Source organism: Streptomyces sp. AC512_CC834, from assembly GCF_019049325.1.
In the GTDB taxonomy this organism is placed as follows: domain Bacteria; phylum Actinomycetota; class Actinomycetes; order Streptomycetales; family Streptomycetaceae; genus Streptomyces.
The window spans coordinates 1-24031 of the sequence record NZ_JAGMUO010000128.1; the positions used below are offsets into that span (position 1 = coordinate 1).

The following is a 24031-nucleotide window of genomic DNA, read 5'->3' on the forward strand; positions in this document are numbered from 1 at the left end:
TTCGCGACGGACGCCGACGCGGTGACCCGGCAGGTCCTCGACGGGGTGCGGCCGGGTTCGGTCGTCGTCATGCACTGCACGCGCAGCGCCGCCCCGGTGACCGAGGAGGTGGTACGGGCGGTCGTGCCCGAGCTGCGCCGTCAGGGATACCGCTTCGTGAAGGTGTCGGAGCTGGTCGGCGCGACGAACGGCCGCGGCTGACGGGCCCGGGCCTACGCTGGAGGCATGAGCAGTGACGACGACCACGGCTCCGACCCCGGCGACTACTGCCTGATCGACGCGACCCGCCCGCCCCGGGCCGACGGCCCGCCGTACGCGGAGTGCGTGCTGTGCCGGGAGCCGACGGAGTACCCGGAGTCGTACAAGGGCATCACGCTCTGCCCGGTCTGCGAGTGGCAGGAGGCACAGCGCACGGCCTGCTCAGGCTGATCTGCGCGAGCTGAGCCGGCAGGCCGCGGCGGTCGCGGCCGAGGCGATGACGGCCGCCGCGACCAGCGGCAGCAGCGGCAGCGGGACCGCGCCCGACTTCGACCCGGCGACCAGGCCGCTGACCGCCGCCCGTGCCGGGGAGCCCGTCGCGACCAGCGCAAGCAGGGCCGCCAGGAGCAGCGCCGGTACCGCGCGGCCGGGCGAGCGCAGCACCGGCCAGGCGGTGAGCGCGCCGACGGCGGTGCCGAGCAGGGCGCACACCAGCGCGGCGAGCAGTCCGGCGCCGCCCGCCGGGAGCGGCGGTACGCGCGTGCCGTGACCGGTGCTGACGGGGTCGCTGATCAGCGTCACGACGACGGTCGCCGCCGTGCCCAGTACCGCCGCGGCGGCGAGGGCCACCAGCACGCACGCCAGGTGGGCCCGAGCCGGGCCGCGCGCCGCCGACACGCATCCCCGGGCCGCGGGCGGCTCACCGGTGACGCAGACCCGCACCAGCCAGGCCGCGACCGGCAGCAGCATTGCCGCCGCCCAGCCCAGCGAGTCGAGCACCGGCTGCCCGCCCTGCACCCCGATGCCGAGGGCGGCGGCGTACAGGACGACGGGCGGGAGCCAGCGCTGGGAACGCAGCAGGAGGGCGGCCTGGTAGCGCAGGAGGGCGGTCATCGGTGGTCCTCGGGGGCCTGCACGCTCACCACGTGCCAGGGCGGCCGGGCGGTCAGGAGCGCACGGAGCAGCACGTCGGAGTGGGAGGCGACGACGGTGAGCGCGCAGGAGCCGGGGCGGGTCTCCTCGGCGGACACGGCGATGCGCAGTGCGTCGGCGGGCGGGGCGGCGCCGGGCGGCCCCTGCACCCGGACGACGACGCGCGGTCCGGCCGGTGCCTTCGCGGGTGCGGTACGGCGGTGCAGGGTGCCGTCGCGCACGGCGTACGCGGCGTCGGGCGCGTCGGCCAGGCGGCGCGGGTCGTGGTCGACGAAGACGACGGCACCACCCGCTTCCGTGCGCTCGGCGACGGCCCGTTCCAACTCGGCCCGGGCGTCCGTGTCGAGGCCGGTCCAGGCCTCGTCGAGGACGAGCAGCTCCGGTTCGGCGAGCAGCGCCTGCGCCACGGCCACCTTCTGGCTGCTGCCCTTGGACAGCCGGGAGAGCGGGGTGGCGGCGTACCCGGCGGCCCCGAGCCGCTCCAGCCACTGCCCGGCGGCGCGGGCCGCGGCCCGGCGGGACAGCCCGTGCACGGTGCCCAGGTGGGTGAGGTAGGAGACGGCGGTGAAGGGCAGGGCGGCCGGGAAGCGTTCGGGGACGTAGGCGGTGCGCGGGCGGCCCGTGACCCGGCCCTCGGTGGGGGCGTCTATGCCGGCGAGCATGCGCAGCAGGGTCGACTTGCCGGTGCCGTTGGTGCCCTCGACGCGGACGAGGGCACCGGGCGCCACGCTCAGGTTGACGCCGCGCAGCACCCAGGGGCCGCGGATGCCGTAGCGGCGTCCCACGCCGTCCAGCCGTAGCTCGGGTTGCATGGGGACATACTCTCGCGGGCGGTCGGTTGGCAGACTGTAGGGCGTGAGCAACGACCCGACGACGCCCGTCCCCGTCCCCGTCCCTGTCCCCGACAGCCCCTTCCGTCCCGAGCCCGGCGACCGCGACCTCGCGCCGCAGTTCGTCCTGCCGCTCGTCGTACGCGTCGAGCGTGCGGCGCCGCCGCCCCGTACCGACGCGCTGGAGACCGCGGCCCGGGCGGTGCTGGTGATGCTCGGCGACGAGCGGTCCAGCGGTGACGGCGAGTGGGCGCGGGCGATGCGGGACTGGCAGGACGCCCGTATCCGCAAGGTCGTGCGGCGGGCCCGCGGCGCCGAGTGGCGGCGGGCCGAGGCCCTGCCCGGCATCACCGTCACCGGCAAGACGGCCGAGGTGCGGGTCTTCCCACCGGTCCCGCTGGACGGCTGGCCCAAGGACCTGGCCCGTCTCCAGGTCTCCGGCACCGACCTCGACGACCCGGAGCCCCCGCTCGACGCCGACCTCTCGGCGCCGGTGCTCTGGATGAACCCCGACCTGGACATGTCGGCGGGCAAGGCGATGGCCCAGGCCGGTCACGGTGCGCAGCTCGCCTGGTGGGAGCTGGACGACGCGGCCCGGGCCGCCTGGCGGGACGCGGGCTTCCCGCTGGCGGTGCGCACCGCGGCCCCGGCCCGGTGGGGCGGCCTCACGACGAGCGGCCTGCCCGTGGTGCGCGACGCCGGGTTCACGGAGATCGCGCCCGGGTCGTGCACGGTGGTGGCGGACCATCCGGCGTTGCGGCGGGGCAACCCGTAGGCGGCGCCGTCCCGCGCTCCGTGGCATCGTGGGGGCATGACCATCGACGTCCGCCCGGCCTCGGTCTTCGAGGACGTCCGGGCCCTGCTCGGCCCCAAGTCGCCGCAGGCCAACGTCTGTTGGTGTCTGAGCTACCGCGTCCCCTCCAAGGTGAACAACGAGCTGCGCGGACCGGCCCGCGGCGCCTACGTCGCCGAGCTGTGCCGTACGGGACCGCCTTTGGGGGTGCTCGCCTACGACGGCGACGAGCCGGTCGGCTGGGCCGCGGTGGCGCCGCGGGCGGACACATCCTTCGCACGCAACCGCAAGATCCCGCACGTGGACGATCTGCCGGTCTGGTCGTTGTGGTGCGTCCGCGTGCGCCCCGGGCACCGGAAGAAGGGGATCTCGCACTCCCTGATCGCCGGGGCCGTCGACTTCGCCCGCTCCCGGGGTGCCCCGGCGATCGAGGCGTATCCGCTCGACAACGGGGGCGCGAAGGTCGACCTGACCATGGCATACGCCGGGATCCGGAGGAACTTCGAGCGTGCCGGGTTCGTCCACGCCGCCGACACCACCTCGGTACTGGCCGGACACCCCCGAGTGCTGGTTCGGCTCGACCTGCGCTGAGGCCCGGGGCCGCCCGCGAACCTCAAATGTTCCTCTGAAGACGCCCCCCTCGGGGTTCGGGCCCGGCCGCTCGGGCGATACCCCGGTCATGACGACAGTGAGGGAGGGATCGACCATGCGACGACTGGGCACCGGTATCGGATGGCGCCCGGAAATCGCGGACGTCGTCGAGGGGATGCCCGGCATCGACTGGGTCGAGGCCGTGTCCGAGAACCTCTGTCCGGGGCATCTGCCCGACTCGCTGCTGCGGCTGCGCGAGCGCGGGGTGACCGTCGTGCCGCACGGGGTCTCGCTCGGGCTCGGCGGCGGAGAGCGGCCGGACGCGGGCCGGCTGGCGGCGCTGGCCGAGGGGGCGGAGGTGCTGGGGTCGCCGCTGGTCACCGAGCACATCGCGTTCGTCCGGGCGGGCGGGGCGCTGACCGCCTCCCCGCTCCTTGAGGCGGGGCACCTGCTGCCCGTGCCGCGCACCCGTGACGCCCTCGACGTGCTCTGCGAGAACGTGCGCATCGCGCAGGACGCGCTGCCGGTGCCGCTCGCCGTGGAGAACATCGCCGCGCTGTTCTCCTGGCCGGGCGAGGAGATGACGGAGGGGCAGTTCCTGTACGAGCTGGCCGACCGGACGGGGGTGCGGCTGCTGATCGACGTGGCGAACCTGCACACCAATCACGTCAACCGGGGCGAGGACCCGGCCGAGGCGCTCGCCGAACTGCCCCTGGAGGCCATCGCCTACGTCCATGTCGCGGGCGGCTTCGAGCGGGACGGCGTCTGGCACGACAGCCACGCCCACCCCGTTCCGCGGCCGGTGCTCGACATCCTGACCGACCTCGCCTCGCGCGTGGCACCGCCGGGCGTCCTGCTGGAGCGGGACGAGAACTTCCCCCACGGCGACGAGATGCGGGGTGAGGTGGAGGCGATCCGCGTCGCCGTGGAGAAGGGGCGGCGGGCGGCGGGTACGGCAGCCGCCGGGAGCGCGGTGGCGCCGCGCATCTCGCGTATCGGTTCCGGTCCCGGTTCTGGTTCTGGTTCCGGTTCCGGTTCCGGTTCCGGTTCCGGCGCCGACGACGCCGTACGGCAGCGGCTCGGGCTCGCGCAGGCCGCGCTGCTGTCCGCGCTGGTCGCGGGGACGCCGGTGCCCGAGGGGTTCGACCGGGTGCGGCTGGGGGTGCAGGCGCGGGCGCTCGCCGGGAAGCGGGCCGACGTGGTCGCGAAGGTCGCGCCCGAACTGCCGGTGATCCTGGGGCGGGAGTACCGGCCGGCCTTTCTCGCCTACGCGCAGGGGTGCCCGATGAGCGGCGGCTACCGGCGGGACGCCCTCGACTTCGCCGCGCACGTGCTGCGGTCGGCTCCGGGGGACCTGGACTCGGGCGTGCGGGGGGAGTTGCGGGAGTGGTGGCTGGAGCGGTCGGGGCCGGTGCCGCGGTCGGCGCGCCCCGGGGTCCGGTTGGCCCGTGCGACCAGGCGTGTTCTGCTGCGCCGCTGAGCCGGGCACGACCACGCCGGGACATCACCAAACGGAACGTCACATACCCGCAACACTGCGTCCCGAAATATGAACAGGGCATGGCGCCGGCGAAAGCCTTTGGCATAGAAGTACGGCATGTTCTGGGTCCTTTTCCTCCTCTCGGCCTGGGCCGTCGCCGGCCTGTCTTGCCTGCGGCTGTGTCTGGCCGCCGTGCGCGCGGCGGCCGTCGATCCGCACGCCGTCGCCCGTGAGCACGCGCTGACGTTGTACGAGGCGGCGTTCCTTTCCGGCGGCCCGCGGCGGGTGGCCGACCTGACGCTGGTCTCCATGGCACGCCAGCGTCGGCTGCTGCTCGCGCACACCGGCTGGGCGACCGTCGTCGATCCGTGCGGGCGCGACGACATGGAACGGTCGGTCATAGGCGCGATAGGACCCGGGGGACAGTCCCGGATAGCGCCCGTACGGAGCACCGCGGCCACCGCGGAGGCGGTGCGGGGGCTGTCCGACCGGCTGGTCGACGCGGGTCTCGCCGTGCCGGACGACGGCGCCGACGGTGTCGCGGCCGGGGTCCGGCGGGTGCGGGTCGCCGCGGTGGCGGTGTGCGCGCTGGGCGCCGCCGCCCTCGCGCTGCCCCTTCCCGCGGGCCAGCCGCGCCCGCTGGTCGCCCTGTGGTTCGCGCTGCCGCTCGCCCTGGCCCTGGGCTGTCTCGCCATCACGCGGATGGAGGTCCACCCGTACTCGCGCTGGGCCTCCCCGGCCGGGCAGCGGCTGATCGGTGCCCTCGTCCAGCAGGCCGACGGCACGGCCGACGACCGTACCTACCTCACCTCGGTCGCCGTACGCGGCGTACACGCGATCGGCGAGCCGGACCTGCGGGCGGCCTTCGCCCACCGCGAGAAGTACGCCGGGGACCGCTGGGAGCGCCAGGCCTGACGCGCCGGGGGCGTACGGAGGCACTCGGCGCCGACACTCGCGGGCGGTGCTTGCCCCGCCCGGCCGCCGCACCAAACATCCCTTGTGTCACGCCGTGCACCGAAGGGATACGCGATGCGAGCTGCCGCCCTCCACTGGGCCGCCGGGTCCTTGCTGCTGACGACCCTCGCCGTCGCCCCGGCGCGGGCGGCCCCGGCGAGCCCGGCGCCCCCGACGGCCGGCCCGGGGTCCGCCGAGGCGCGCGGCACCGCCGTGGCCGCCGAGGCGCGCGGCACCGCCGTGGCCGCCGGGCGCGCGGCGGCGGCCGGCATCGAGTTCGGCAGGTGCCCGAAGGCCGAGGAACTGCCGGGCAGCATGCACTGCGGGACGGTCGATGTACCCCTGGACTACGCGCACCCCGACGGGAAGCAGATCAGGCTCACCGTCAGCCGGGTGCGGGCCACGCACAAGGACCCGGACGACGGCGAGCACGAGGTTCCCGGCCAGGGTGCCCTCCTCTACAACCCGGGCGGCCCCGGCGCCTCCGGGCTGTACTTCCCGCTGGTGGGCATGGTGCCCGAGTGGAAGCGCATCGCGGCCGCCTACGACCTCGTCGGGTACGCCCCGCGCGGGGTCGCGCCCTCCGCGCCGCTGTCCTGCCAGGACCCCGGGACCTTCTTCAAGGGGCCCCGGCCGGCGCCGACGCGGCCCTCGGACGCGTACAAGGAGCAGCGCGCCGCCGAGGCCGAGGCGTACGCGCGCGACTGCGCCGAACGGAGCGGGGACGCGCTGCGGCACTACCACTCGCTCAACAACGCCCGTGACCTGGAGGTCGTCCGCGCCGCACTGGGCGAGCGACGGCTCACGTTCATGGGCGCGTCGTACGGGACCTACCTCGGGGCGCTGTACGCCGAGCTGTTCCCCTCGCACGTACGGCGAATGGTGTTCGACTCGGTGGTGAACCCGGACCCCGGGCAGGTCTGGTACCGCAACAACCTCGAGCAGTCGGAGGCGTTCGAGGACCGCTGGGACGCCTTCAAGGAGTGGGTCGCCGAGCACAACGACGTGTACGGGCTCGGGGACACGGCGAGGGAGGTGCAGGACAGCTACGAGGAGGCGAGCGCGCGGCTGGCGGAGAAGCCCGCGGGCGGGACGGTGGGACCCGCGCAGTTGCAGGGGGCGATGCTGAAGGCCGGGTACTACGACGACTACTGGCCGCACCGCGCCGAGGCGCTGTCGGCCTATCTGAAGGGGGATCCGCAGCCGCTGGTCGACCAGGCGGGGACGCGGACCGAGGAGGGTGCCGTCGCGGCGGAGAACTCCAACGCCGTGTACACGGCCGTCGAGTGCAACGACGCGCCCTGGCCGACGGACTTCGAGGTCTGGGACCGGGACAACACGCGGCTCGCCCGCCGGGCCCCGTTCGAGACCTGGGACAACGTGTGGACGAACCTGCCCTGCGCCTATTGGCAGGTGCCCCGGCAGCGGCCCCTCGACGTGCGCACCGCGCCGGGTGAGCTGCCGCCGACGCTGATCCTGGCCGCCGAGCGGGACGCGGCCACCCCGTACGAGGGCGCGCTGGAGCTGCGGCGGCGGCTGTCGGGCTCGGTGCTGGTGACCGAGCGGGACGCGGGGACGCACGGCATCGCCGCCGGCCCGAACGCCTGCGTCAACGCCCACCTGGAGGCGTACCTGCTGCGGGGCCGCCTCCCGGCGCGGGACGCGTCGTGCGCCGGGAGGCCGGAGCCGCGGCCGAGGCCCACGGCCGAACCGAGGTCCACGGCCGAGCCAAGGTCCACGACCCCGAAGGCGTGATCAGGCCAGCCCGGCCACCAGCTCCGCGATGTCCTTGCGGCGCCCCGTGTAGAACGGGATCTCCTCGCGGACGTGCCGGCGGGCCTCGGAGCCGCGCAGGTGGCGCATGAGGTCGACGATGCGGTGCAGTTCGTCGGCCTCGAAGGCGAGGATCCACTCGTAGTCGCCCAGCGAGAAGGAGGCCACCGTGTTGGCGCGCACGTCCGGGTAGCCGCGGGCCATCTTGCCGTGGTCGGCGAGCATGCGGCGACGGTCCTCGTCGGGCAGCAGGTACCAGTCGTAGGAGCGCACGAACGGGTAGACGCTGATGTAGTTCCGCGGCGTCTCGTCGGCCAGGAAGGCCGGGATGTGCGCGCGGTTGAACTCGGCCGGCCGGTGCAGCGCCATGTTCGACCACACCGGCTCCAGCGCACGGCCCAGCTTCGTGCGGCGGAAGAGGTTGTACGCCTCCTGGAGCTGGTCGGCGGTCTCGGCGTGCCACCAGATCATCAGGTCGGCGTCGGCGCGCAGACCGGAGACGTCGTAGGTGCCGCGGATCGTCACGTCCTTCGCGGCGAGCTGGTCGAACAGCTCCTGGACCTCGTCGGCGTACCCCGCGCGCTCCTCGGGGAGGGTGTCCTTGAGCTTGAAGACGGACCAGAGGGTGTAGCGGATGGCCTCGTTGAGGTCCTTGGCCAGCTTGCCCTTGTTGGGGATCCGGTCGGCAGCGGGGGTGGTGGCGTCGTCACTCATGCCCCTATTCTCCCGCTCCGCCGTGCAGACTCCGCACCGGGTGGGCCGTGAGCTGCTCCACACCCCGCAGGTCGCCCCGGAGCCGGTCCGCGGCGGCGTACGCGCTCGCGATGCTCGCCGGGATGCCGACGCCGTCGTAGGCCGCGCCGCACACCGCGAGACCCGGGAGCTTCGCGACGTGCTCGCGCACGCGGGCCACGCGCGCGTGGTGGCCGACGGGGTACTGGGGCAGGCCGTCCCGCCAGCGGGTGACGCGGGTGGCGACGGGCTGGGCGGTCAGTCCGGTGGCCTCCGCGAGGTCGTGCCGGGAGACGGCGACGAGGCCCGCGTCGTCGCGGCCGAGGATCTCCGTGTCGCCGTACCGGCCGACCGAGGCGCGCAGGACGACCAGGTCCGGGTCCTCGTCGGCGATCCAGCCCCACTTGCGGGAGGCGAAGGTGGACGCCTTGATGGTGTGCCCGTCGACCGGCGGCACGAGGAAGCCGCTGCCCTCGGGGAGCGCGGTGGCCTCGGAGCGGCGGTAGGCGAGGGTGATCAGGGCCATCGAGGCGTACTCCACCGCGGACAGCTCGGCAGCGGCGGCGGGCGCCTCGGCGCGCAGCAGTCCGGCGGCCGGGCCTGCGGGCACGGCGACGACGACGGCGCCGGCGTGCAGCACCCGGTCGCCGGCCGAGATCCGCCAGCCGCCGGTGGCGGTGCGGCGCAGCTCCGTGACGGGCGCCCGGGTGACGATCTCGCCGCCCCGCGCGCGCACCGACTCGGCGACGGCGAGGGGGAGGGTGCCGATGCCGCCCTCGATGCCCATGAACACCGGCCCGCTCGCCGGCGAGGTGGCCGTCCGGCCCTGGAGCGCGCGCACCGCCTCGGTGAGGGAGGTGTGGGTGCGGGCGGCCTCGAAGAGCTGGGGTACGGCCGAGCGCAGGGAGATGCGGTAGGCGTCGCCCGCGTAGACGCCGCCCAGCAGGGGTTCGACGAGGCGGTCGACGACCTCGCGGCCCAGGCGCGCGGCGACGTACTCCCCCACGGCCACGTCGTCGCCGACCTCGGTGCGGGGCAGTTCGGCGTCGCGCTCGATGCGGGCGAGGCCCTCCTCGGAGACCACGCCGGTCAGGGCGGCGGCGGTGCCGGGGACGCCCATGACGTGGCCCTTGGGCATGGGGCGCAGGGTGCCGCGGGTCCACAGGGAGGCGGACGCGGTGGACGGCGGCTGGAGGCGGTCGGCGAGACCGGCCTCGCGGGCCAGGCCGACGGCCTCGGGGCGGCGGGCCAGCATCGACTCGGCGCCGAGATCGACGCGCACCCCGGCGATCTCGCCGGGCAGCAGCTTGCCGCCGACGCGGTCGGACGCCTCAAGGACGGTCACCCGCGCGCCGCGCTCCAGCAGGCGGTGGGCGGCGGCCAGTCCGGCGATGCCTGCTCCGACGACGACTACATGTCCCGTGCCCGTGGGAATCTCACCCGCGGGGCTCTCGCTTGCGCACATGACCCAAGCGTCTCAGACCCCGCCGCCCCGGCCCCGGGGCCGGGTGGCCCCGTCACCGGGCCCACAGGTCCCGCAAGGTCCCGCAAGGTCCCGCGAGTCCGGACCGTGATCTCTTCGGAACCGTTCCGCGCCGTCGTCGGCGCCCCTCCGCGCGTCGTAGAGACATCAGTTGTCACGACCCTCGGGGGGACTCACCATGCAGTCACGACGATCAGCGACACGACGGTCCGCACCGCCCGCCCGCGCCCTGGCCGGCCTGCTGCTGGTCACGGCACTCGCGCTCACCGGCTGCAGCGGGTCGGGCGGCGGTTCCGACTCGGCCGGCGCCGCCGCCAAGGCCCCCGCGTCCAAGGCGGACTCCCAGGCGGACGGCCGGGCCGGGGCGGCCGGTGAGAGCGGCCAGGCTGACGGCGCCGGGGCGAGCGCGCCGCCGAAGCTCGCCCCGGCCCACATCATCCGCACCGTCTCCCTGAGCGTGCAGGTCAAGGACACCGCCAAGGCGCTCGACGCGGCCCGCACCGCGACCGAGAACGCCGGTGGCTACGTCGGCGACGAGACCACGAACCGGGACGCGGAGGGGCATGAGCGGACCGAGGTGACGCTGCGTGTGCCCGTGGAGCGGTACGAGGACGTGCTCGACGACCTGGAGGGCGCCGGGAAGCTGCTCCGGCGCGACGCGAAGGCCGAGGACGTCACCGACCAGGTGGTGGACGTCGAGAGCCGCGTGAAGTCCCAGCGCGCCAGCGTGGCCCGCGTCCGCGAGCTGATGGACCGGGCGACGAAGCTGAGCGACGTGGTGGCCCTGGAGGGCGAGCTGAGCACCCGCCAGGCGGAGCTGGAGGCGCTGCTCGCCCGGCAGGCGTCCCTGAAGGACCGTACGAGCCTGGCCACCATCACCCTCTCCCTGTCCGAGACGCCGGTGAAGCGGGTGGAGAAGAAGGAGGAGGACGAGGACCCCGGGTTCACGGACGCGCTGGCCGGCGGCTGGGACGCCTTCGTGACCATGCTGCGCTGGGTGGCGGTGGTGCTCGGCGCGGTGCTGCCGTTCGCCGCGGTCGCGGCGCTGCTCGCGCTGCTGTGGCTGCGGGTCGTACGCCCCCGGCTGCCGCGCCGCCCGGCCCCGACAGCGGCAGCGGCACCGGCACCGGCGCCCGAGGGCGCGCGCCGCGAGGAGGCGCACGGCGAGGAGCCCGGCGCGCAGGACTGACAGGGCAGGACCGACGGGACTGAAATGCCCCGCCCACGTACCGTGTTCGCATGAACATGAGTGCTGCGGGCGGTACGAGGGAGCGACTGGTCGTGATCGGCGGTGACGCCGCGGGGATGTCCGCGGCGTCGCAGGCGCGCCGGCTGAAGGGACCCGGCGAGCTGGAGATCGTGGCGTTCGAACGCGGCCACTTCAGTTCGTTCTCGGCGTGCGGCATCCCGTACTGGGTGGGCGGTGACGTGGCCGAACGGGACCGGCTGATCGCGCGCACGCCCGAGGAGCACCGCGCCCGGGACATCGACCTCAGGATGCGCACCGAGGTCACGGAGATCGACGTCGCCGGCGGGCGGGTACGCGCGCGTGACGTCGATTCCGGGGCCGAGTCCTGGACGTCGTACGACAAGCTCGTGATCGGGACCGGGGCGCGCCCGATCCGGCCGGAGCTGCCGGGCGTCGACGCGCCCGGTGTGCACGGGGTGCAGACGCTGGACGACGGGCAGGCGCTGCTCGACACGCTGGCACGCGCGCGTGGCCGTCGCGCCGTGGTCGTCGGCGCCGGGTACATCGGTGTGGAGATGGCCGAGGCGCTGATCAACCGCGGTTACGAGGTGACGGTCGTCAACCGCGGCCGGGAGCCGATGTCGACGCTGGACCCGGACATGGGCCGCATGGTGCACGAGGCGATGGAGGGCCTCGGCATCACCATGGTGAACGGCGCCGAGGTCACCAAGGTGCTGACCGGGGACGACGGCCGGGTCCGGGCGGTGGCCACCGAGGACGCCGAGTTCCCGGCGGACGTGGTGGTGCTCGGCATCGGCGTACGTCCCGAGACGGGGCTCGCCGGGGCCGCGGGGCTGCCGCTCGGCGCCCACGGCGGACTGCTGACCGACCTGGCGATGCGGGTGCGCGGGCACGAGAACATCTGGGCGGGCGGTGACTGCGTGGAGGTACTCGACCTGGTCTCCGGGCAGGAGCGGCACATTCCGCTCGGCACCCACGCCAACAAGCACGGTCAGGTCATCGGCACCAACGTGGGCGGCGGTTACGCCACCTTCCCGGGCGTGGTCGGCACCGCGGTCAGCAAGGTCTGCGACCTGGAGATCGCGCGGACCGGGCTGCGGGAGAAGGACGCGCTGCGGGCGGGGCTGCGGTTCGTGACGGCGACGATCGAGTCGACCAGCCGTGCGGGCTACTACCCGGGGGCCTCCCCCATGACGGTGAAGATGCTCGCCGAGCGGCGCACCGGACGGCTGCTCGGCGTCCAGATCGTCGGCCGTGAGGGCGCGGGCAAGCGGGTCGACGTCGCCGCGGTGGCCCTCACGGCCGGGATGACGGTCGAGCGGATGACCGCCCTGGACCTGGGGTACGCGCCGCCCTTCTCACCGGTGTGGGACCCCGTCCTGGTGGCCGCCCGCAAGGCGGCGCGGGCGGTGGAGCGGCAGCGCTGAGCGGCAGCGCTGAGCGGGCCGCCGGGGCCTACGCCGTCCCGTTGATGCGGTCGATAGCCTGCCGCGCCTGCTCGGCCGGCGGCCGTGCGGGCAGGGAGGACACCGAGGCCGGGGTGCCCATCGACGCCGGAGCGGTCGCCGGTACGGGGGCGGTCGCCGGTGCCGGGGCGCTCACGGCGGGCGGCTGCTCACCGGCCCGCTTGGCGTGGGACGCGCCCCGCGCGGAGCGCAGCCGGCTGCTCACCGCCTCGTCCAGTGTCACCGGCCGCTGAAGCTGCGCGGCCAGCCGCCCGGCCTCCTGACCGAGCCGGGCGACGTCCTCCCAGGGCAGGCGCAGCACGAGGGAGACCTCGGCCTCGCCGTCGGGGAGGGCCTGCATCGCCGGAGCCGGTGTGACCCGTTCGTTCATCGCCTGTGTCCTCACGTCGTCCCCACGCCCCGCCTTCCCCGGGCCGCGGGCGGTTGAGAGGACATACGTCCACACGGACGGGGGCGTTCAAAGGGCCGGACCGGTTCACGGACCGTCAGGGGGGCAGTAGTGTCCCGTGGTCATCCCCGTCCATGACGTGAATCCGGCGCGCCGTACCCCGTGGGTGACGTACGCCCTGATCCTCGCGAACGTCCTGGTGTTCCTGTTCACCCCCGGCACGACCGGGTCCGCGACGGGCGACGGCTCGCTCGCGCAACTGTGTGACCTCCAGGCGTTCCTGGACCACTACGCGGCGGTGCCGCAGGAGTTGCTCCAGCACCGGATGCCGCGGCTGGTGCCGACGGGAGCGACCGGGATCGGCCCGCAGGGGCCGGGCTGCGTGGTCGCGCCGCCCGGCTACGACAAGTCGCCCGAGCTGAGCGTCCTGACGGCGATGTTCCTGCACGGCGGCTGGCTGCACCTGCTGGGCAACATGCTCTTCCTGTGGATCTTCGGCAACAACGTCGAGGACCGCATGGGCCACCTGCGTTTCCTGCTCTTCTACGGCGTCTGCGGCTACGCGGCGACCTACGGCTTCGCCCTCCTCAACGCCGACTCGGGCGCTCCGCTGATCGGCGCCTCGGGCGCGATCGCCGGTGTGCTCGGCGCGTATCTGGTGCTGTATCCGAGGGCGCGCGTCTGGGTCCTGGTCCCCTTCCTGATCTTCCTGCCGCTGCGGCTGCCGGCCTGGCTCGTGCTGGGTTTCTGGTTCGGGCTCCAGGCGGTCTACTCGTCCGGCGGCGCCGTCTCGGACGCCGGCACCGTGGCGTACGTGGCCCACGTCGTCGGCTTCGTCGTCGGCATGCTGGTCGCCTGGCCGCTGCGGCGGGGCACGCCTGACCCGCCGGAGCCGCGCGGGCTGCTGTTCGGCAGGCGGGCGCGGCCGGGGTGGTGACCGTCGGCGCCCGTGCGCGCCCGTGCGCTCAGGCGTGGGAGGCCTCGCCGGGGACGACGGGGGCGGCCGGGGCGGTCCAGCGGATGCGGGTGCTGCACAGCGCGACGGCGACGGCCGACGCGGCCACGGCGCCCATGCCCCAGGAGAGGTTGCTCGCGCCCGCGATGAAGCCGATGAGCGGCGGGCCGGCCAGCAGTCCGGTGGTGCCCATGGCGGCGACCAGGGTCAGCGCGTCGGAGCCCTGGCGGGCGGCGGCGGCGTAGACGCAGGGGGTCACGGCCGCGATCCCCAGGCCCATGCAGGCGAAGCCGGCCAGGGCCGGTGCGACGCCGCCGCTGACCAGGGCGACGGCGAGACCGGCACCGGCCACCGCGCTGCCCAGGAGGACGACGCGTCCGTCGCCCCAGCGGCCCCGCCAGCCGTCGGCGAAGAGGCGGGCGACGACCATCATTCCCGAGACGACGGCGATGCCCAGGGGCGCGAGTTGCGCCGAGGCCTCGGCGACGTCCTTGAGGTAGAGGGCGGACCAGTCGTTCATGGCTCCTTCGGCGACCGTGCCGAAGACCATGGCGCAGCACATCCACAGGGTCAGGCTGGAGGGGACGGTCCAGCGGCGGCGGCCCGGCTTCGGACCGGCGGGGGTGCCGGGGTCGGCGCCGGTCTCGGGGGCGGTGTCAGGGTCGGTGCCGGTGTCGGGGGTGGCCCGGTCGGCGGGGGCTTCCTCGTCGAGCAGTCCCGTCCGCGCGGACGCGCCCAGTACGGCGAGGAGGGCGGCGGCCACGGCGAAGTGCGCCGCGACCGATCCGGTGGCGGCGGTCATGCCGGAGGCGAGCAGGGCCGCGAGCAGTGATCCGGCGCTGAAGGTGGCGTGCAGCTTGGCCATGGTGTTGCGTTCGTGGCGGGTCTCCAGGGCCGCTCCCTGCGCGTTCATGGCCACGTTCAGGCAGCCGACGAGGACGCCGTCGGCGCACATCACCACCAGGGCCGTCGGATAGTCCGGGGCCGCCGCCAGGGCGAGCAGCAGCAGGGCCAGGCCGAGCTGGGAGACCAGCGCGAGCCGGCGCGATCCCAGGCGCCGCATCAGCCAGGCCACCACGGGGAAGGACACCGCCGCGCCGACCCCAGCGGCCATCAGGAGCACGCCCACCTCGGCCGCGCTCAGGTCCAGGTCGGCCTTGACGGCCGGGATCCGCGCGGCCCAGGTGGCGTACTGGAAGCCGAGGGACAGGAACAGCGCGGCGATCGCCACCTGGCCGCGCAGGAAGGGATCGTGGAGGCGGGACACGCGTATCAGCTCACTTCGCGCAGGGTGGTGGACGGGGAGGGGGCCGGGTGGGCCCGTACCGACTTGGACATGTACACGGCGCCCTGGCCGTACGCGCCGACGGGCACGACGCCCGGCTCGGCCACGAATCCGCGCGCCGACCAGAACCGTTCGGTGCCGCCCACGGCGACCAGGGAGATCCGCTCGTCCCCGCGTGCCCGGGCGGTGCCGGTGAGGTGGCGCAGGAGGTGCCGCGCGAGGCCCCTGCGGCGCAGGCCCGGGGCCACGACGATGTCGTGCAGGTGGAGGTTGCCGGGCGGGAGCGCGGGCGCGGTCCCCTCCGTCCGCGTCAGGTCCGGGTAGTGGTGCGGCGGATAGGGCAGCGCGAGCACGTAGCCGGCCGTGCGGGCGCCGACGTCCGCGACGAAGCAGGTGTCCGGCGAGGCCGCCGCCCGGGACTGCAGCGCCGCCCGGCCCTCCGACAGGCCGAGGCCCGTGTAGGCGTCCCGTTCCAGCGCCACGACCGCGTCCCAGTCCTCGTCGGCGAGGGGGCGTACGCGCACGGTGTCAGCCATCGGCGCCGGTCCCGTCCGGGCGGCCCGCACAGGCGTACGGGAGGGGGGCGAAGCCGTTGAAGCCCAGGGTGGTGTAGCCGGCCGCGTACGCGCCGCAGGACAGCACCCAGACCGGGTCGCCCGAGGCCAGCGCCGCGGGCACCGGGACGAGTCCCTCCTCGTGGGAGTAGGCGTCGTCGCTGTCGCAGGTGGGTCCGGCGATCACGGCCGGGACGTACGGGCCGTCGGAGTGGCCCGGGAAGACGAGCCGGTACTGGAGGCCGTCCATCTCGTACAGGCCGTTGAACTTGCCGCAGCTCAGGTACAGCCAGTGCTGCGGTCGGCCGTCGGCCGCCCGGCGTTCGGTGAGGCGGGCGACGTGGGCGCGGATCGCGCCGTGGTCGGCGACGAGGTGCCGTCCGGGTTCGATGACGAACTCCAGGGGGCCGCCGTGGATCCGGCGCAGCTCGTCCATGCCCTCCCGGATCACCGCGAAGATCTTGTCGAGCGGTGGGTCGAGGGGGGTGCCGCGCCGGTCGCGGTAGCCGAGCGCGGGCAGGCCGCCGCCGAGGTTGACGTGGTCGACGCGGATGCCGCGGCGGCCGAGTTCGCGCAGGACGTCGCCCAGGTCCTCGACGGCGCCGTGCCACGCCTCGCCCGTCATCTGCTGGGAGCCGACGTGCACGGACAGGCCGGCCGGCACCAGACCGGCGTCCCGGGCCGCCTCCATGACGTGGAGGGCGTCGCCGGGCGGGCAGCCGAACTTGTTGCTCAGCCCCCACACCGCGCCCGCCCCGCCGGTCGTCACCCGGCAGAACACGCGGGAGCCGGGGGCGTGGGCGGCGAGGGCGGTCACGTCCTGGACGCTGTCGGTGGCGAAGGTGCGGATGCCGAGCCGGTACGCGTCGGCGATGTTCCGGTCGGACTTGACGGTGTTGCCGTAGTGCAGGCGTCCGGCCGGAACCCCGGCCCGCAGCGCCTGCTCCACCTCGCCGGGGCTCGCGGCGTCGACGCCGGCGCCCCGGTCCGCCAGCGCGGCGAGGACCTCGTCGACCGGGCAGGCCTTCATCGCGAACCGCACGTGTACGCCGGGCAGTTCGCGGCGCAGCGTGTCATGGCGCCGCTCGATGCCTGCCAGGTCGTAGACGATCCGGTCCTCGGTGGCAGCGGCGAGCGCGGCGGCCAGGGGCGGGCTGAGGTCCGCGCCCGTCACCGCATCCGTCACCGCGTCCGTCACCGCGCTCACCGCGGCTGCCCCGGAGAGTGGGCGAGGGGCGTGGCCCTGGCGGCGGCCACCATCCCCTCCCAGGCCTCCGTGAGCAGGGCGAAGTCCGCCATGTCGTCGCGTGCCTCGTCGAGGAGGCGGGCGCGGCGGGCGGCCAGGAGATCCGCGAAGTCGGTGTACCTGCCGCCGAGTCGCCGGTAGGCGGTGTCGAGGGCGTCGAGCCTGCGGACGTTCTCCGCGGTGTCGAGGCCGGTGCTCTCGCGGGCCAGGGCGGCGACGGCGGCGGGGCGGGCCCGGCCGTGCTCGTCCAGCAGGGTGTCGCCCGCCTCGGCCATGCGGTCGTAGACGTGGTGGAAGTAGAGCATCGACAGCAGGAACTTGGCGAAGCGGGTCTGGTAGGCGAGGAAGCCGGAGTCGGTCCTGCGTTCGCCGGTGTAGTAGTTGACGATGTTCCGGTTGTGCAGCACGCCCGGCAGCCGGGCGTCGTGCACCAGGTGGATCAGGAAGTAGTCGCTGCCGATGGTGTCCTGGGCGGGCGGCAGGGGCACCCGTTCGGTGATCGTGTCGCCGTGGAAGGCGATGTTGCACATGTCCACCCGCATCGGGTCGACCACCGTCAGCAGCGAGTGGTCGGCCGTGAAGGGCTCCGAGCCGGCGCCGGTGAAGGACTCCTCGACCAGCTCCCGCTTCTGTGCGGCGGACCAGCCCTCGGGCGCCCAGAGGGAGACGACATCGTGGTAGACACCGGGGTCGGCGTCCCGTATCTGCGCGATGTCGACGGAGGGTTCGCCCACGAAGGAGCTGCCGACCATGGCGACGCGCCGCTCGAGGAGCGGGTCCGGCAGGGTGGCCTCGGTGACGCCGGGCACGGCGTCGGTGGCGCGTGCGCCCAGGGACAGCAGTTCGTGGTGGACGGGGAAGACCGTGCGGCCGGCCACGCTCTGGTAGCGGCTGTCGGAGTCCCTGCGGTGGACGGAGTCGCAGCCGAGCGCGGCCGCGATCAGGAAGGCGCGGTTGGTGCAGGCGCCGTAGGACAGGCCGTCGGGGAGCATCAGGTCGAGGAGCAGTTCGGGCTTGGCGCTGCCGGAACGTGCCGTCACCCGTGCCAGGAAGTCCCGCTGGGCGGCCTCGTCGAGGTGGTGGGCCGTGACGCGGGGGTGGGCCGGCAGCCGCTGTAACGCAGCGGCGTGGGCGGCGTGGTCCGGGGCCGGGCAGGAGTCGAGGACCAGCACGTGGACATCGATGTCGAAGCGGTCGGCGGCGTAGGCGGCTTCCTCGCCGAGGGCCGCGATGGTGTCCGGGCAGGGCCGGTTGGTGGGGAGGGTCAGGCAGATGCTGCGCATGCGGCGTCCCCGGTGGCCTCGTCGGTCGCCTCGTCGTCCTTGTCGCCGGCGGCGTCCGCGTGCCAGGACTTGAGGCCCAGCAGCTTCTCGCCCAGTTCGGTCAGTTCGGCGGGGCCGTAGCGCTCGGACTCGTGCCGGTGGGCGTCGCCGAGGAGGGTGGCGTTCCAGTCGGGGGTGGCGAGGGTGCGCCAGGAGTCGACGCGGGAGTCGCGCAGCGTGCGGTGGCTCTCCAGCGCGGGCATCATCGACAGGTACTGGATGGCGCGCACCCCGTCGCCGGAGATGTTGGGCGCGACGCCGTGGGCCAGCAGGCCGTTCCAGATGATCAGGTCGCCGGCCTCGAGGTCGGGCCGTACGACGGGCATGTCCTCGCGGTCGATCGCGGGCCGGATGGGGTCGCGGCCGTCGGGCTGGAGGGCCTTCCAGCTCTCGAAGCGGCGGAACAGCTCGGGGCAGCACTGGAAACCGCCCTGGTCGGGCTTGGTGTCGTTGAGGGCGATGCTGCCCTGCACCCGCTGGGGCAGGACACCGAGGGTGGTGTCGACGTCCCAGTGCAGGTCGATGTCGAAGCCGCGCTCCGGCTTGTTGATCAGGGCGCGGTCACGGTTGCCGGTGTTGGGCGGGTTGAGGTTGAGCCGGTCCAGGGTGACCCACAGCTCCTCGCAGTCCCAGACGTCCACGAAGGCGTCGTAGACGCGCTGTGCCTGGCGGCTGTCCCAGATGAGCTGGTGCTGGTACGCCTCGACGAAGCCGTAGATGTGCAGCTCCTGGTCGAGGTCGGAGCGGTACTCGCGGTCCTGGTACCAGGTGTCGGGGCGGTCGGGGTCGAGGCCCTGGAACTCCCAGGCGAAGTCGAGCAGTCGGCGGGCGGCGTCGGCGGGTATCGCCTCCTTGACCACGACGTAGCCGTACGTCTGCCAGTGGGCGAAGTCCTCCTCGGACAGCACCCGCAGCGGACGTGTCTTGTCGAGGTCGCGCAACTGAGTGCGGGCCAGGTAGGTGTCGGCGTCCGCGCTGAAGTAGGGCCGGTCCGACGGGGCTCGGTGGAGGTAGGAATCGGGCGTCGCCATGTGGTGCTCCAGATCCTCGCCGTCGCCCGCTCTGGCAACGGCGGTGTGTGCGACGGGGTTCGGGCCGTCGCACATGAGGTCGGTGGTGGCAGCGTGGCCCGCTCGCGTCACGGGGCGGGAGCGGGGCGACGAGGGCGGCTCGAAGGGACGGGGTTCTCCCCGGTTCGGGGGGTCGCCCGGTCCGCGCTCTCGTCCGGAAGGGTCGTCTCGTCCGGGGTGGTCGTCACGGAAGTCGTCGTACGGAAGTCGTCGCCACGACAGCGGTCTTCGCAGTCCGGTCGCGGCAGGTGTCCGGCGCGGAAAGCTGGTGAAACTGGTGTCACATGCGTCCCTCGCTGAACGTGCGCCTCACAATGGACTAGACCAAGGGAAGGTGTCAACACCTCTCCAACACCCCTCCCGACGAGGGCAATTGTTACTTCCGAGTTCGATGACGGCTCTCTTGACACGTCTGGTTAACCTGAACGCGCACCTCTTGGTCTATACCAAGAAATCATCCGAAAGGCGCGGCCGATGTCCTCCAGCAAGCACAGCAGCGAGTCGCGCCGGCTCGCGCTCTCCGTTCTGCAGCCGGGTTTCGTGGGCACCGAGGCACCCGACTGGATCCTGCGCGACATCGGCGACGGGCTGGCCTCCGTCGTGCTCTTCTCCCGCAACATCGTCTCCACCGAGCAGGTCGCCCGGCTGACCGGACAACTGCGCGCCGAGAATCCCGAGCTGATCGTCGCGATCGACGAGGAGGCGGGCGACGTCACCCGGATCGAGTCCGCCACCGGGTCGTCCCGGCCGGGCAACTTCGCGCTCGGGACCGTCGACGACACGGAGCTGACCGAGGCCGTCGCCGCGGACCTCGGCCGGCAACTGCGCACCGCCGGGGTGAGTCTCGACTACGCGCCGAGCGCGGACGTCAACTCCAACCCCGACAACCCGATCATCGGCGTACGCTCCTTCGGCGCCGACCCGGACCTGGTCTCCCGGCACACCGCCGCGTGGATCCGCGGCCTGCAGTCCGCCGGCGTCGCCGCCTGCGCCAAGCACTTCCCCGGCCACGGGGACGTCGCCGTCGACTCCCACCACGACCTGCCGGCCTATTCGGCCGGGCGGGACGAGATCGCCGCCCAGGCGCTGCCCCCGTTCCGGGCCGCCGTCGCGGCCGGCGTGCGCGCGGTCATGAGCGGCCACCTCCTGGTGCCCGCCTACGACCCCGACCTGCCGGCCACGCTCAGTCGGCGCATCCTGCACGGCCTGCTCCGCGAGGAGTTGGGCTTCGACGGCCTCGTCGTCAGCGACGCCATCGAGATGGGCGCCGTCACGGCCCGGTACGGCATCGACGGCGCCACGGTGAAGGCCGTCGCCGCCGGGGTGGACGCCGTCTGCGTGGGCGGCGAGAGCGCCGAGGAGAACACCGTCGCCCTGCTGGTCAAGGCGCTGGTCGCCGCGGTGGCCGCCGGGGAACTGCCGGAGGAACGGCTGGCCGAGGCGGCCGGCCGGGTACGGGAGTTCGCCCGCTGGTCGGCGGGGCTGCGGGCAGCCGGGGCCGCCGGAGAGACGGTCGACCAGTCGGCCGGGGAGGCGGTCCGGGACGGCATCGGCCACGTCGCCGCGCGCCGAGCCGTACGGCTCACCGGGGCCGCGCGGGCCGCCCTGCCGCTGACCGCCGCGCCGCACGTGGTCGAGCTGGCCCCGGTCACCAACATGGCCATCGGCAAGGAGACCCCGTGGGGCGTGGCGAACCCGCTGCGGGAGCGGCTGCCGGGCACGACCTCCGTGCGGGTGCGCGGACAGGAACTGGAGGAGGGGACGGTCGCGTTGGAGAGCTGCGCCCTCGAACCGGCCGCGGGCCGCCCGCTGGTGATCGTCGCCCGCGACGCGGCCCGGCACGCCTGGATGAGCCGTGCCGTGACCGGCCTGACCTCCGCCCGACCGGACGCGATCGTGGTGGAGATGGGTCTGCCGGGCACCACCGCCGCCGCGGCCCAGATCTTCACCCACGGCGCGAGCACGGCCTCCGCAGTGGCCGCGGCGGAGATCCTCACGGGCACGCCCGCGGGCTGAGCCGACGGGGAGGGCCGCGAGTTGAGCCGGTCCGGTGGGGGCGTGCGGACTGAGCCGATCCGATAAGGAGCCGCGGACTGAGCCGATCCGGTGAGGGGGCCGCTGACTGAGCCGGCGAGGGGAGCGCATGCTGAGCCGGTGAGCGCGGCCGCGCCCCGACCGGGCGTCGGAGCAGGCCGAGCGGCCGTCGAAGCAGACGCCCGAGCCGCCGCCGAAGCGGACGCCCAGAAGCCGCCCAGGCAGACCCCAACCGGCGCCAAAGCAGACCCCGAGCCGTCACCCTCCAAGCCGACACCCAGAAGCCGCCCGACCAGACCCGAGCCGTCGCCGTCGCCGTCGCCGTCGCCGTCGCCGTCGCCGAAGCAGGCTCGCAGAGGCCGTCCGAGCAGAGAGACTCGAGGATGTCATCGCACCGTTCCGACGTTCGCCTGTCCGCCGTGATCATGGCCCATCCGCGGCGGCGAGCCGCGGCCGAAGCGCTGAGCGCGGAACATCCCGCACTCGCCGCGCGGGTCGTCACCGACCCGGACCCGCAGGGCCCGCCGTCGGCCCTGCGCACCGCGCGCCTGGCCTGGCGGTCGGTGGCCCCCGGAGCCACGCACCACCTGGTGCTCCAGGACGACGCCGTACTCTCCCCGGGATTCGCCGACACCGTCCGCGCGCTGACGGCCGCCCGGCCCCGGGACTCCGTCAGCCTGTTCACGGAGTGGGGTTCGCGCACCGCCAACGCCGTACGTGCCGCCGCGCTGCTCGGACACGCGTGGGCGCCCGTCGTGGACGACTACCTGCCGTCCGTCGCGCTGGTGCTGCCCGCCCCGCTCGCCCTGGGATTCGACGAGTACGCCGCCGCCAAGGCCGGCCCGGACGCGACCGACGACGTGACCCTGCTCGACCACCTGCGCGACGTCGACAAGGTCGTCCCGGTGGCCGGTCCGGTCGACCACGCCAACCCACCGAGCCTGGTCGGCAACGACGTGATGGGTCCGCGCAGCGCCGCCTGTCCGGCCCTCGACGGCGACCCCCGAGATGCCCGAGATCCCCGCGAGGACCCCACCCCCACCGGGTCCGTCCTCCCGGCGATGCGCGCCGTGCCGTACTTCTGCTGGTGGGAGCAGCTCGCCGTGGTGTACCTGCGTGACCCGGCGAGCCCGGACGGTTGGCGCCGAGTACCGGCCGAGGAGGCTCTCCTGGAGCGGGGCATCGAGCGGGAGCGGGTCGTGGCGTCGCTCCGCGGGGCGCTGGAGGCCCTCCCGCACCGCGACTTCGTCCACGACAGGGTCAGCGACGTACTGCTGGCCGAGCTGTGGACCGCGGCTTACGCGCTGGGCGTGGTGACCCACGACCTCGGCGGGCCTCCCGACCTCGGGCGGCCGGCCGCCCGTACCGCGCTGTCCACGCTGGCGCCGGGCGCGCTGCGCCGGGTCGTCCCGGTGCCCCGGCTGGCCGCCGTAGGAGAGGCGCTGTACCCGCTCGTGGCGGAGGCCGTGCTGGACGGCGCCAGGGCCGCGGAGGACACGGCGGCGCGGGCGACGGTGGGTGGCGGGGTGGGTGGCGGCCTCTCGTGAGGTGAGTGCCTCAGCGCGCGGTCTGCGTGTGGACGTACTCCACGAGGCGGGTCAGCGCGTCCGGGTCGGTGGTGGGCAGGACGCCGTGGCCGAGGTTGAAAACGTGGCCCTCCAGGTCCGCGGCCGCGTCAAGGACCTCGCGGGTCTTGGTCTCGACCGCCCGCGAGCCGGCGAAGAGGACGGCCGGGTCCAGGTTGCCCTGGAGCGCCTTGCCGGGGCCGACGCGGCGGGCCGCCTCGTCCAGCGGCACGCGCCAGTCGACGCCGACGACGTCCGCGCCGGCCTCGCCCATCAGGCCGAGCAGTTCGCCGGTGCCGACACCGAAGTGGATGCGCGGCACCCCGTACCCGGCGACGGCCTCGAAGACCTTGCGGGAGGCGGGGAGCACCGAGCGGCGGTAGTCCGCCGGGGACAGGGCGCCGACCCAGGAGTCGAAGAGCTGGACCGCGCTCGCGCCCGCCTCGATCTGCACCTTGAGGAAGGCGGCCGTGATGCCGGCGAGCCGGTCCAGGAGGTCGGCCCAGAGCTGCGGGTCGCCGTACATGAGGGCCTTGGTGTGCTCGTGGTTGCGGGACGGACCGCCCTCCACGAGGTAGCTCGCGAGGGTGAACGGCGCGCCCGCGAAGCCGATCAGCGGGGTGGCACCGAGCTCGCGGGTGAGCAGGCCCATGGCCTCGGTGACGTAGGTGACGTCCTCGGGGGTGAGTTCGCGCAGCCGTGCCAGGTCGGCGCGGGTGCGGATCGGGTCGGCGACGACCGGGCCGACGCCTGGCTTGATGTCGAGGTCGATGCCGATGGCCTTGAGCGGGACCACGATGTCGCTGAAGTAGATCGCGGCGTCCACGCCGTGCCGGCGCACCGGCTGGAGGGTGATCTCCGCGACCAGTTCCGGCCGCGTGCAGGACTCGAGCATCCCGATGCCCTCGCGCACCTTGTGGTACTCCGGCAGTGAGCGCCCGGCCTGCCGCATGAACCACACGGGGGTGTGCGGCACCGGCTCACGCCTGCACGCCCTGAGGAACGCGGAGTCGTACGTGGCGGTCGGCTGCTTGCCCGCGGGGCTCTGGTTGGCACTCACACCGGCAAGTCTCCCATGGCCCCCGGACAGCACCGGACCACGGGTGGGGCGGCCCCCGTACGCCCCCGCGAGGCCGCGTGATCCGGACATCGCGCCCGCACGCGGGTGT

The 24031-nt window shown here is 74.3% G+C and carries 22 protein-coding genes and 1 pseudogene; 12 read left to right on the forward strand and 11 right to left on the reverse strand.

Translation table 11 applies throughout. The features are described 5' to 3' along the window. Positions 1-201, forward strand: a pseudogene (locus tag KUM40_RS38410) (polysaccharide deacetylase); the annotation flags it as partial. A gap of 24 nt (positions 202-225) precedes the next feature. Continuing rightward, positions 226-429: a hypothetical protein gene (locus KUM40_RS38415; protein ID WP_217170976.1), complete on the forward strand. Its 204-nt coding sequence runs from the start codon at positions 226-228 to the stop codon at positions 427-429. On the opposite strand, the gene KUM40_RS41905 is transcribed toward KUM40_RS38415, so the two are convergent. After that, positions 421-1092, reverse strand: coding sequence for an ABC transporter (locus tag KUM40_RS41905; protein WP_254396323.1), 672 nt, complete (start codon positions 1090-1092; stop codon positions 421-423). The genes KUM40_RS38415 and KUM40_RS41905 overlap by 9 nt on opposite strands. Further along, a complete protein-coding gene (locus tag KUM40_RS41910; RefSeq protein ID WP_254396324.1) occupies positions 1089-1943 on the reverse strand; it encodes an ATP-binding cassette domain-containing protein in 855 nt (284 codons plus the stop codon). Before KUM40_RS41910 ends, KUM40_RS41905 begins: the two co-directional genes overlap by 4 nt. A gap of 43 nt (positions 1944-1986) precedes the next feature. On the opposite strand from KUM40_RS41910, the gene KUM40_RS38425 reads away from it, so the two are divergent. From KUM40_RS38425 to KUM40_RS38445, 5 genes are all read left to right on the forward strand, one after another. Further along, positions 1987-2736 carry a peptidyl-tRNA hydrolase gene (locus tag KUM40_RS38425; protein WP_217170977.1) on the forward strand — a complete coding sequence of 250 codons (750 nt, stop codon included), beginning with the start codon at positions 1987-1989 and terminating at the stop codon, positions 2734-2736. Positions 2737-2772: 36 nt separating this feature from the next. Next, positions 2773-3345 (forward strand): GNAT family N-acetyltransferase, encoded by a 573-nt coding sequence (locus tag KUM40_RS38430; protein WP_217170978.1) that lies wholly within the window; start codon positions 2773-2775, stop codon positions 3343-3345. A 115-nt stretch (positions 3346-3460) separates the two neighbouring features. Next, positions 3461-4825 (forward strand): DUF692 domain-containing protein, encoded by a 1365-nt coding sequence (locus KUM40_RS38435; RefSeq protein ID WP_217170979.1) that lies wholly within the window; start codon positions 3461-3463, stop codon positions 4823-4825. 117 nt (positions 4826-4942) lie between these two features. Continuing rightward, the gene (locus KUM40_RS38440) at positions 4943-5740 is read left to right on the forward strand and encodes a TIGR04222 domain-containing membrane protein (RefSeq protein WP_217170980.1); all 798 of its coding nucleotides are present in this window, start codon (positions 4943-4945) and stop codon (positions 5738-5740) included. Positions 5741-5854: 114 nt separating this feature from the next. Beyond that, positions 5855-7534, forward strand: coding sequence for an alpha/beta hydrolase (locus KUM40_RS38445; RefSeq protein WP_217170981.1), 1680 nt, complete (start codon positions 5855-5857; stop codon positions 7532-7534). Here KUM40_RS38445 and hemQ read toward each other — a convergent pair whose 3' ends face one another. Beyond that, positions 7535-8266 carry a hydrogen peroxide-dependent heme synthase gene (gene hemQ / locus KUM40_RS38450; protein ID WP_217170982.1) on the reverse strand — a complete coding sequence of 244 codons (732 nt, stop codon included), beginning with the start codon at positions 8264-8266 and terminating at the stop codon, positions 7535-7537. It lies immediately after the preceding gene. Between the two features lie 4 nt (positions 8267-8270). Then, positions 8271-9749, reverse strand: coding sequence for a protoporphyrinogen oxidase (gene hemG, locus KUM40_RS38455; RefSeq protein ID WP_217170983.1), 1479 nt, complete (start codon positions 9747-9749; stop codon positions 8271-8273). 196 nt (positions 9750-9945) lie between these two features. Here hemG and KUM40_RS38460 point away from each other — a divergent pair, with 196 nt between their 5' ends. Both KUM40_RS38460 and KUM40_RS38465 read left to right on the forward strand, forming a co-directional pair. Further along, positions 9946-10956: a DUF4349 domain-containing protein gene (locus KUM40_RS38460; RefSeq protein WP_217170984.1), complete on the forward strand. Its 1011-nt coding sequence runs from the start codon at positions 9946-9948 to the stop codon at positions 10954-10956. Between the two features lie 50 nt (positions 10957-11006). Beyond that, positions 11007-12404, forward strand: a complete 1398-nt coding sequence (locus KUM40_RS38465) for an FAD-dependent oxidoreductase (RefSeq protein WP_217170985.1) — start codon at positions 11007-11009, stop codon at positions 12402-12404. Between the two features lie 28 nt (positions 12405-12432). On the opposite strand, the gene KUM40_RS38470 is transcribed toward KUM40_RS38465, so the two are convergent. Next, positions 12433-12813, reverse strand: coding sequence for a hypothetical protein (locus KUM40_RS38470; RefSeq protein ID WP_217170986.1), 381 nt, complete (start codon positions 12811-12813; stop codon positions 12433-12435). A gap of 136 nt (positions 12814-12949) precedes the next feature. Between KUM40_RS38470 and KUM40_RS38475 the strand changes: the two genes are divergently transcribed. Continuing rightward, positions 12950-13768: a rhomboid family intramembrane serine protease gene (locus KUM40_RS38475; RefSeq protein ID WP_217170987.1), complete on the forward strand. Its 819-nt coding sequence runs from the start codon at positions 12950-12952 to the stop codon at positions 13766-13768. Between the two features lie 28 nt (positions 13769-13796). Here the strand turns inward: KUM40_RS38475 and KUM40_RS38480 are convergent, their stop codons facing one another. The 5 genes from KUM40_RS38480 to KUM40_RS38500 are packed head-to-tail and all read right to left on the reverse strand — an operon-like array spanning position 13797 to position 19224. Continuing rightward, a complete protein-coding gene (locus tag KUM40_RS38480; protein WP_217170988.1) occupies positions 13797-15053 on the reverse strand; it encodes an MFS transporter in 1257 nt (418 codons plus the stop codon). Between the two features lie 5 nt (positions 15054-15058). Next, a complete protein-coding gene (locus KUM40_RS38485; RefSeq protein ID WP_217170989.1) occupies positions 15059-15607 on the reverse strand; it encodes a GNAT family N-acetyltransferase in 549 nt (182 codons plus the stop codon). Beyond that, on the reverse strand, positions 15600-16832 hold the full coding sequence (locus KUM40_RS38490; RefSeq protein ID WP_308401333.1) for a type III PLP-dependent enzyme: 1233 nt from the start codon (positions 16830-16832) through the stop codon (positions 15600-15602). Before KUM40_RS38490 ends, KUM40_RS38485 begins: the two co-directional genes overlap by 8 nt. Next, positions 16829-18154 (reverse strand): DUF6271 family protein, encoded by a 1326-nt coding sequence (locus KUM40_RS38495; protein WP_217170990.1) that lies wholly within the window; start codon positions 18152-18154, stop codon positions 16829-16831. Before KUM40_RS38495 ends, KUM40_RS38490 begins: the two co-directional genes overlap by 4 nt. Next, on the reverse strand, positions 18136-19224 hold the full coding sequence (locus tag KUM40_RS38500) for a YbiU family protein (protein ID WP_217170991.1): 1089 nt from the start codon (positions 19222-19224) through the stop codon (positions 18136-18138). Before KUM40_RS38500 ends, KUM40_RS38495 begins: the two co-directional genes overlap by 19 nt. A 513-nt stretch (positions 19225-19737) precedes the next feature. Between KUM40_RS38500 and KUM40_RS38505 the strand changes: the two genes are divergently transcribed. Together KUM40_RS38505 and KUM40_RS38510 are read left to right on the forward strand one after the other, a co-directional pair. After that, entirely contained in the window at positions 19738-21279 is a 1542-nt protein-coding gene (locus KUM40_RS38505; RefSeq protein ID WP_217170992.1) for a glycoside hydrolase family 3 protein, read from the forward strand. A 401-nt stretch (positions 21280-21680) separates the two neighbouring features. Continuing rightward, positions 21681-22844, forward strand: a complete 1164-nt coding sequence (locus KUM40_RS38510) for a hypothetical protein (RefSeq protein WP_217170993.1) — start codon at positions 21681-21683, stop codon at positions 22842-22844. A 10-nt stretch (positions 22845-22854) separates the two neighbouring features. Here the strand turns inward: KUM40_RS38510 and hemE are convergent, their stop codons facing one another. Next, entirely contained in the window at positions 22855-23922 is a 1068-nt protein-coding gene (gene hemE / locus KUM40_RS38515; protein ID WP_217170994.1) for a uroporphyrinogen decarboxylase, read from the reverse strand. Between the last annotated feature and the right edge of the window lie 109 nt (positions 23923-24031).

What these genes read in the sequence shown, in the direction of transcription:
- KUM40_RS38415 (WP_217170976.1), top strand. Translation starts at nt 226, where the DNA reads ATGAGCAGTGACGACGACCACGGCTCCGACCCCGGCGACTACTGCCTG.
- KUM40_RS41905 (WP_254396323.1), bottom strand. Translation starts at nt 1,092, where the DNA reads ATGACCGCCCTCCTGCGCTACCAGGCCGCCCTCCTGCTGCGTTCCCAG.
- KUM40_RS41910 (WP_254396324.1), bottom strand. Translation starts at nt 1,943, where the DNA reads ATGCAACCCGAGCTACGGCTGGACGGCGTGGGACGCCGCTACGGCATC.
- KUM40_RS38430 (WP_217170978.1), top strand. Translation starts at nt 2,773, where the DNA reads ATGACCATCGACGTCCGCCCGGCCTCGGTCTTCGAGGACGTCCGGGCC.
- KUM40_RS38435 (WP_217170979.1), top strand. Translation starts at nt 3,461, where the DNA reads ATGCGACGACTGGGCACCGGTATCGGATGGCGCCCGGAAATCGCGGAC.
- KUM40_RS38440 (WP_217170980.1), top strand. Translation starts at nt 4,943, where the DNA reads ATGTTCTGGGTCCTTTTCCTCCTCTCGGCCTGGGCCGTCGCCGGCCTG.
- KUM40_RS38445 (WP_217170981.1), top strand. Translation starts at nt 5,855, where the DNA reads ATGCGAGCTGCCGCCCTCCACTGGGCCGCCGGGTCCTTGCTGCTGACG.
- hemQ (WP_217170982.1), bottom strand. Translation starts at nt 8,266, where the DNA reads ATGAGTGACGACGCCACCACCCCCGCTGCCGACCGGATCCCCAACAAG.
- hemG (WP_217170983.1), bottom strand. Translation starts at nt 9,749, where the DNA reads ATGTGCGCAAGCGAGAGCCCCGCGGGTGAGATTCCCACGGGCACGGGA.
- KUM40_RS38460 (WP_217170984.1), top strand. Translation starts at nt 9,946, where the DNA reads ATGCAGTCACGACGATCAGCGACACGACGGTCCGCACCGCCCGCCCGC.
- KUM40_RS38465 (WP_217170985.1), top strand. Translation starts at nt 11,007, where the DNA reads ATGAACATGAGTGCTGCGGGCGGTACGAGGGAGCGACTGGTCGTGATC.
- KUM40_RS38470 (WP_217170986.1), bottom strand. Translation starts at nt 12,813, where the DNA reads ATGAACGAACGGGTCACACCGGCTCCGGCGATGCAGGCCCTCCCCGAC.
- KUM40_RS38485 (WP_217170989.1), bottom strand. Translation starts at nt 15,607, where the DNA reads ATGGCTGACACCGTGCGCGTACGCCCCCTCGCCGACGAGGACTGGGAC.
- KUM40_RS38495 (WP_217170990.1), bottom strand. Translation starts at nt 18,154, where the DNA reads ATGCGCAGCATCTGCCTGACCCTCCCCACCAACCGGCCCTGCCCGGAC.
- KUM40_RS38500 (WP_217170991.1), bottom strand. Translation starts at nt 19,224, where the DNA reads ATGGCGACGCCCGATTCCTACCTCCACCGAGCCCCGTCGGACCGGCCC.
- KUM40_RS38505 (WP_217170992.1), top strand. Translation starts at nt 19,738, where the DNA reads ATGTCCTCCAGCAAGCACAGCAGCGAGTCGCGCCGGCTCGCGCTCTCC.
- KUM40_RS38510 (WP_217170993.1), top strand. Translation starts at nt 21,681, where the DNA reads ATGTCATCGCACCGTTCCGACGTTCGCCTGTCCGCCGTGATCATGGCC.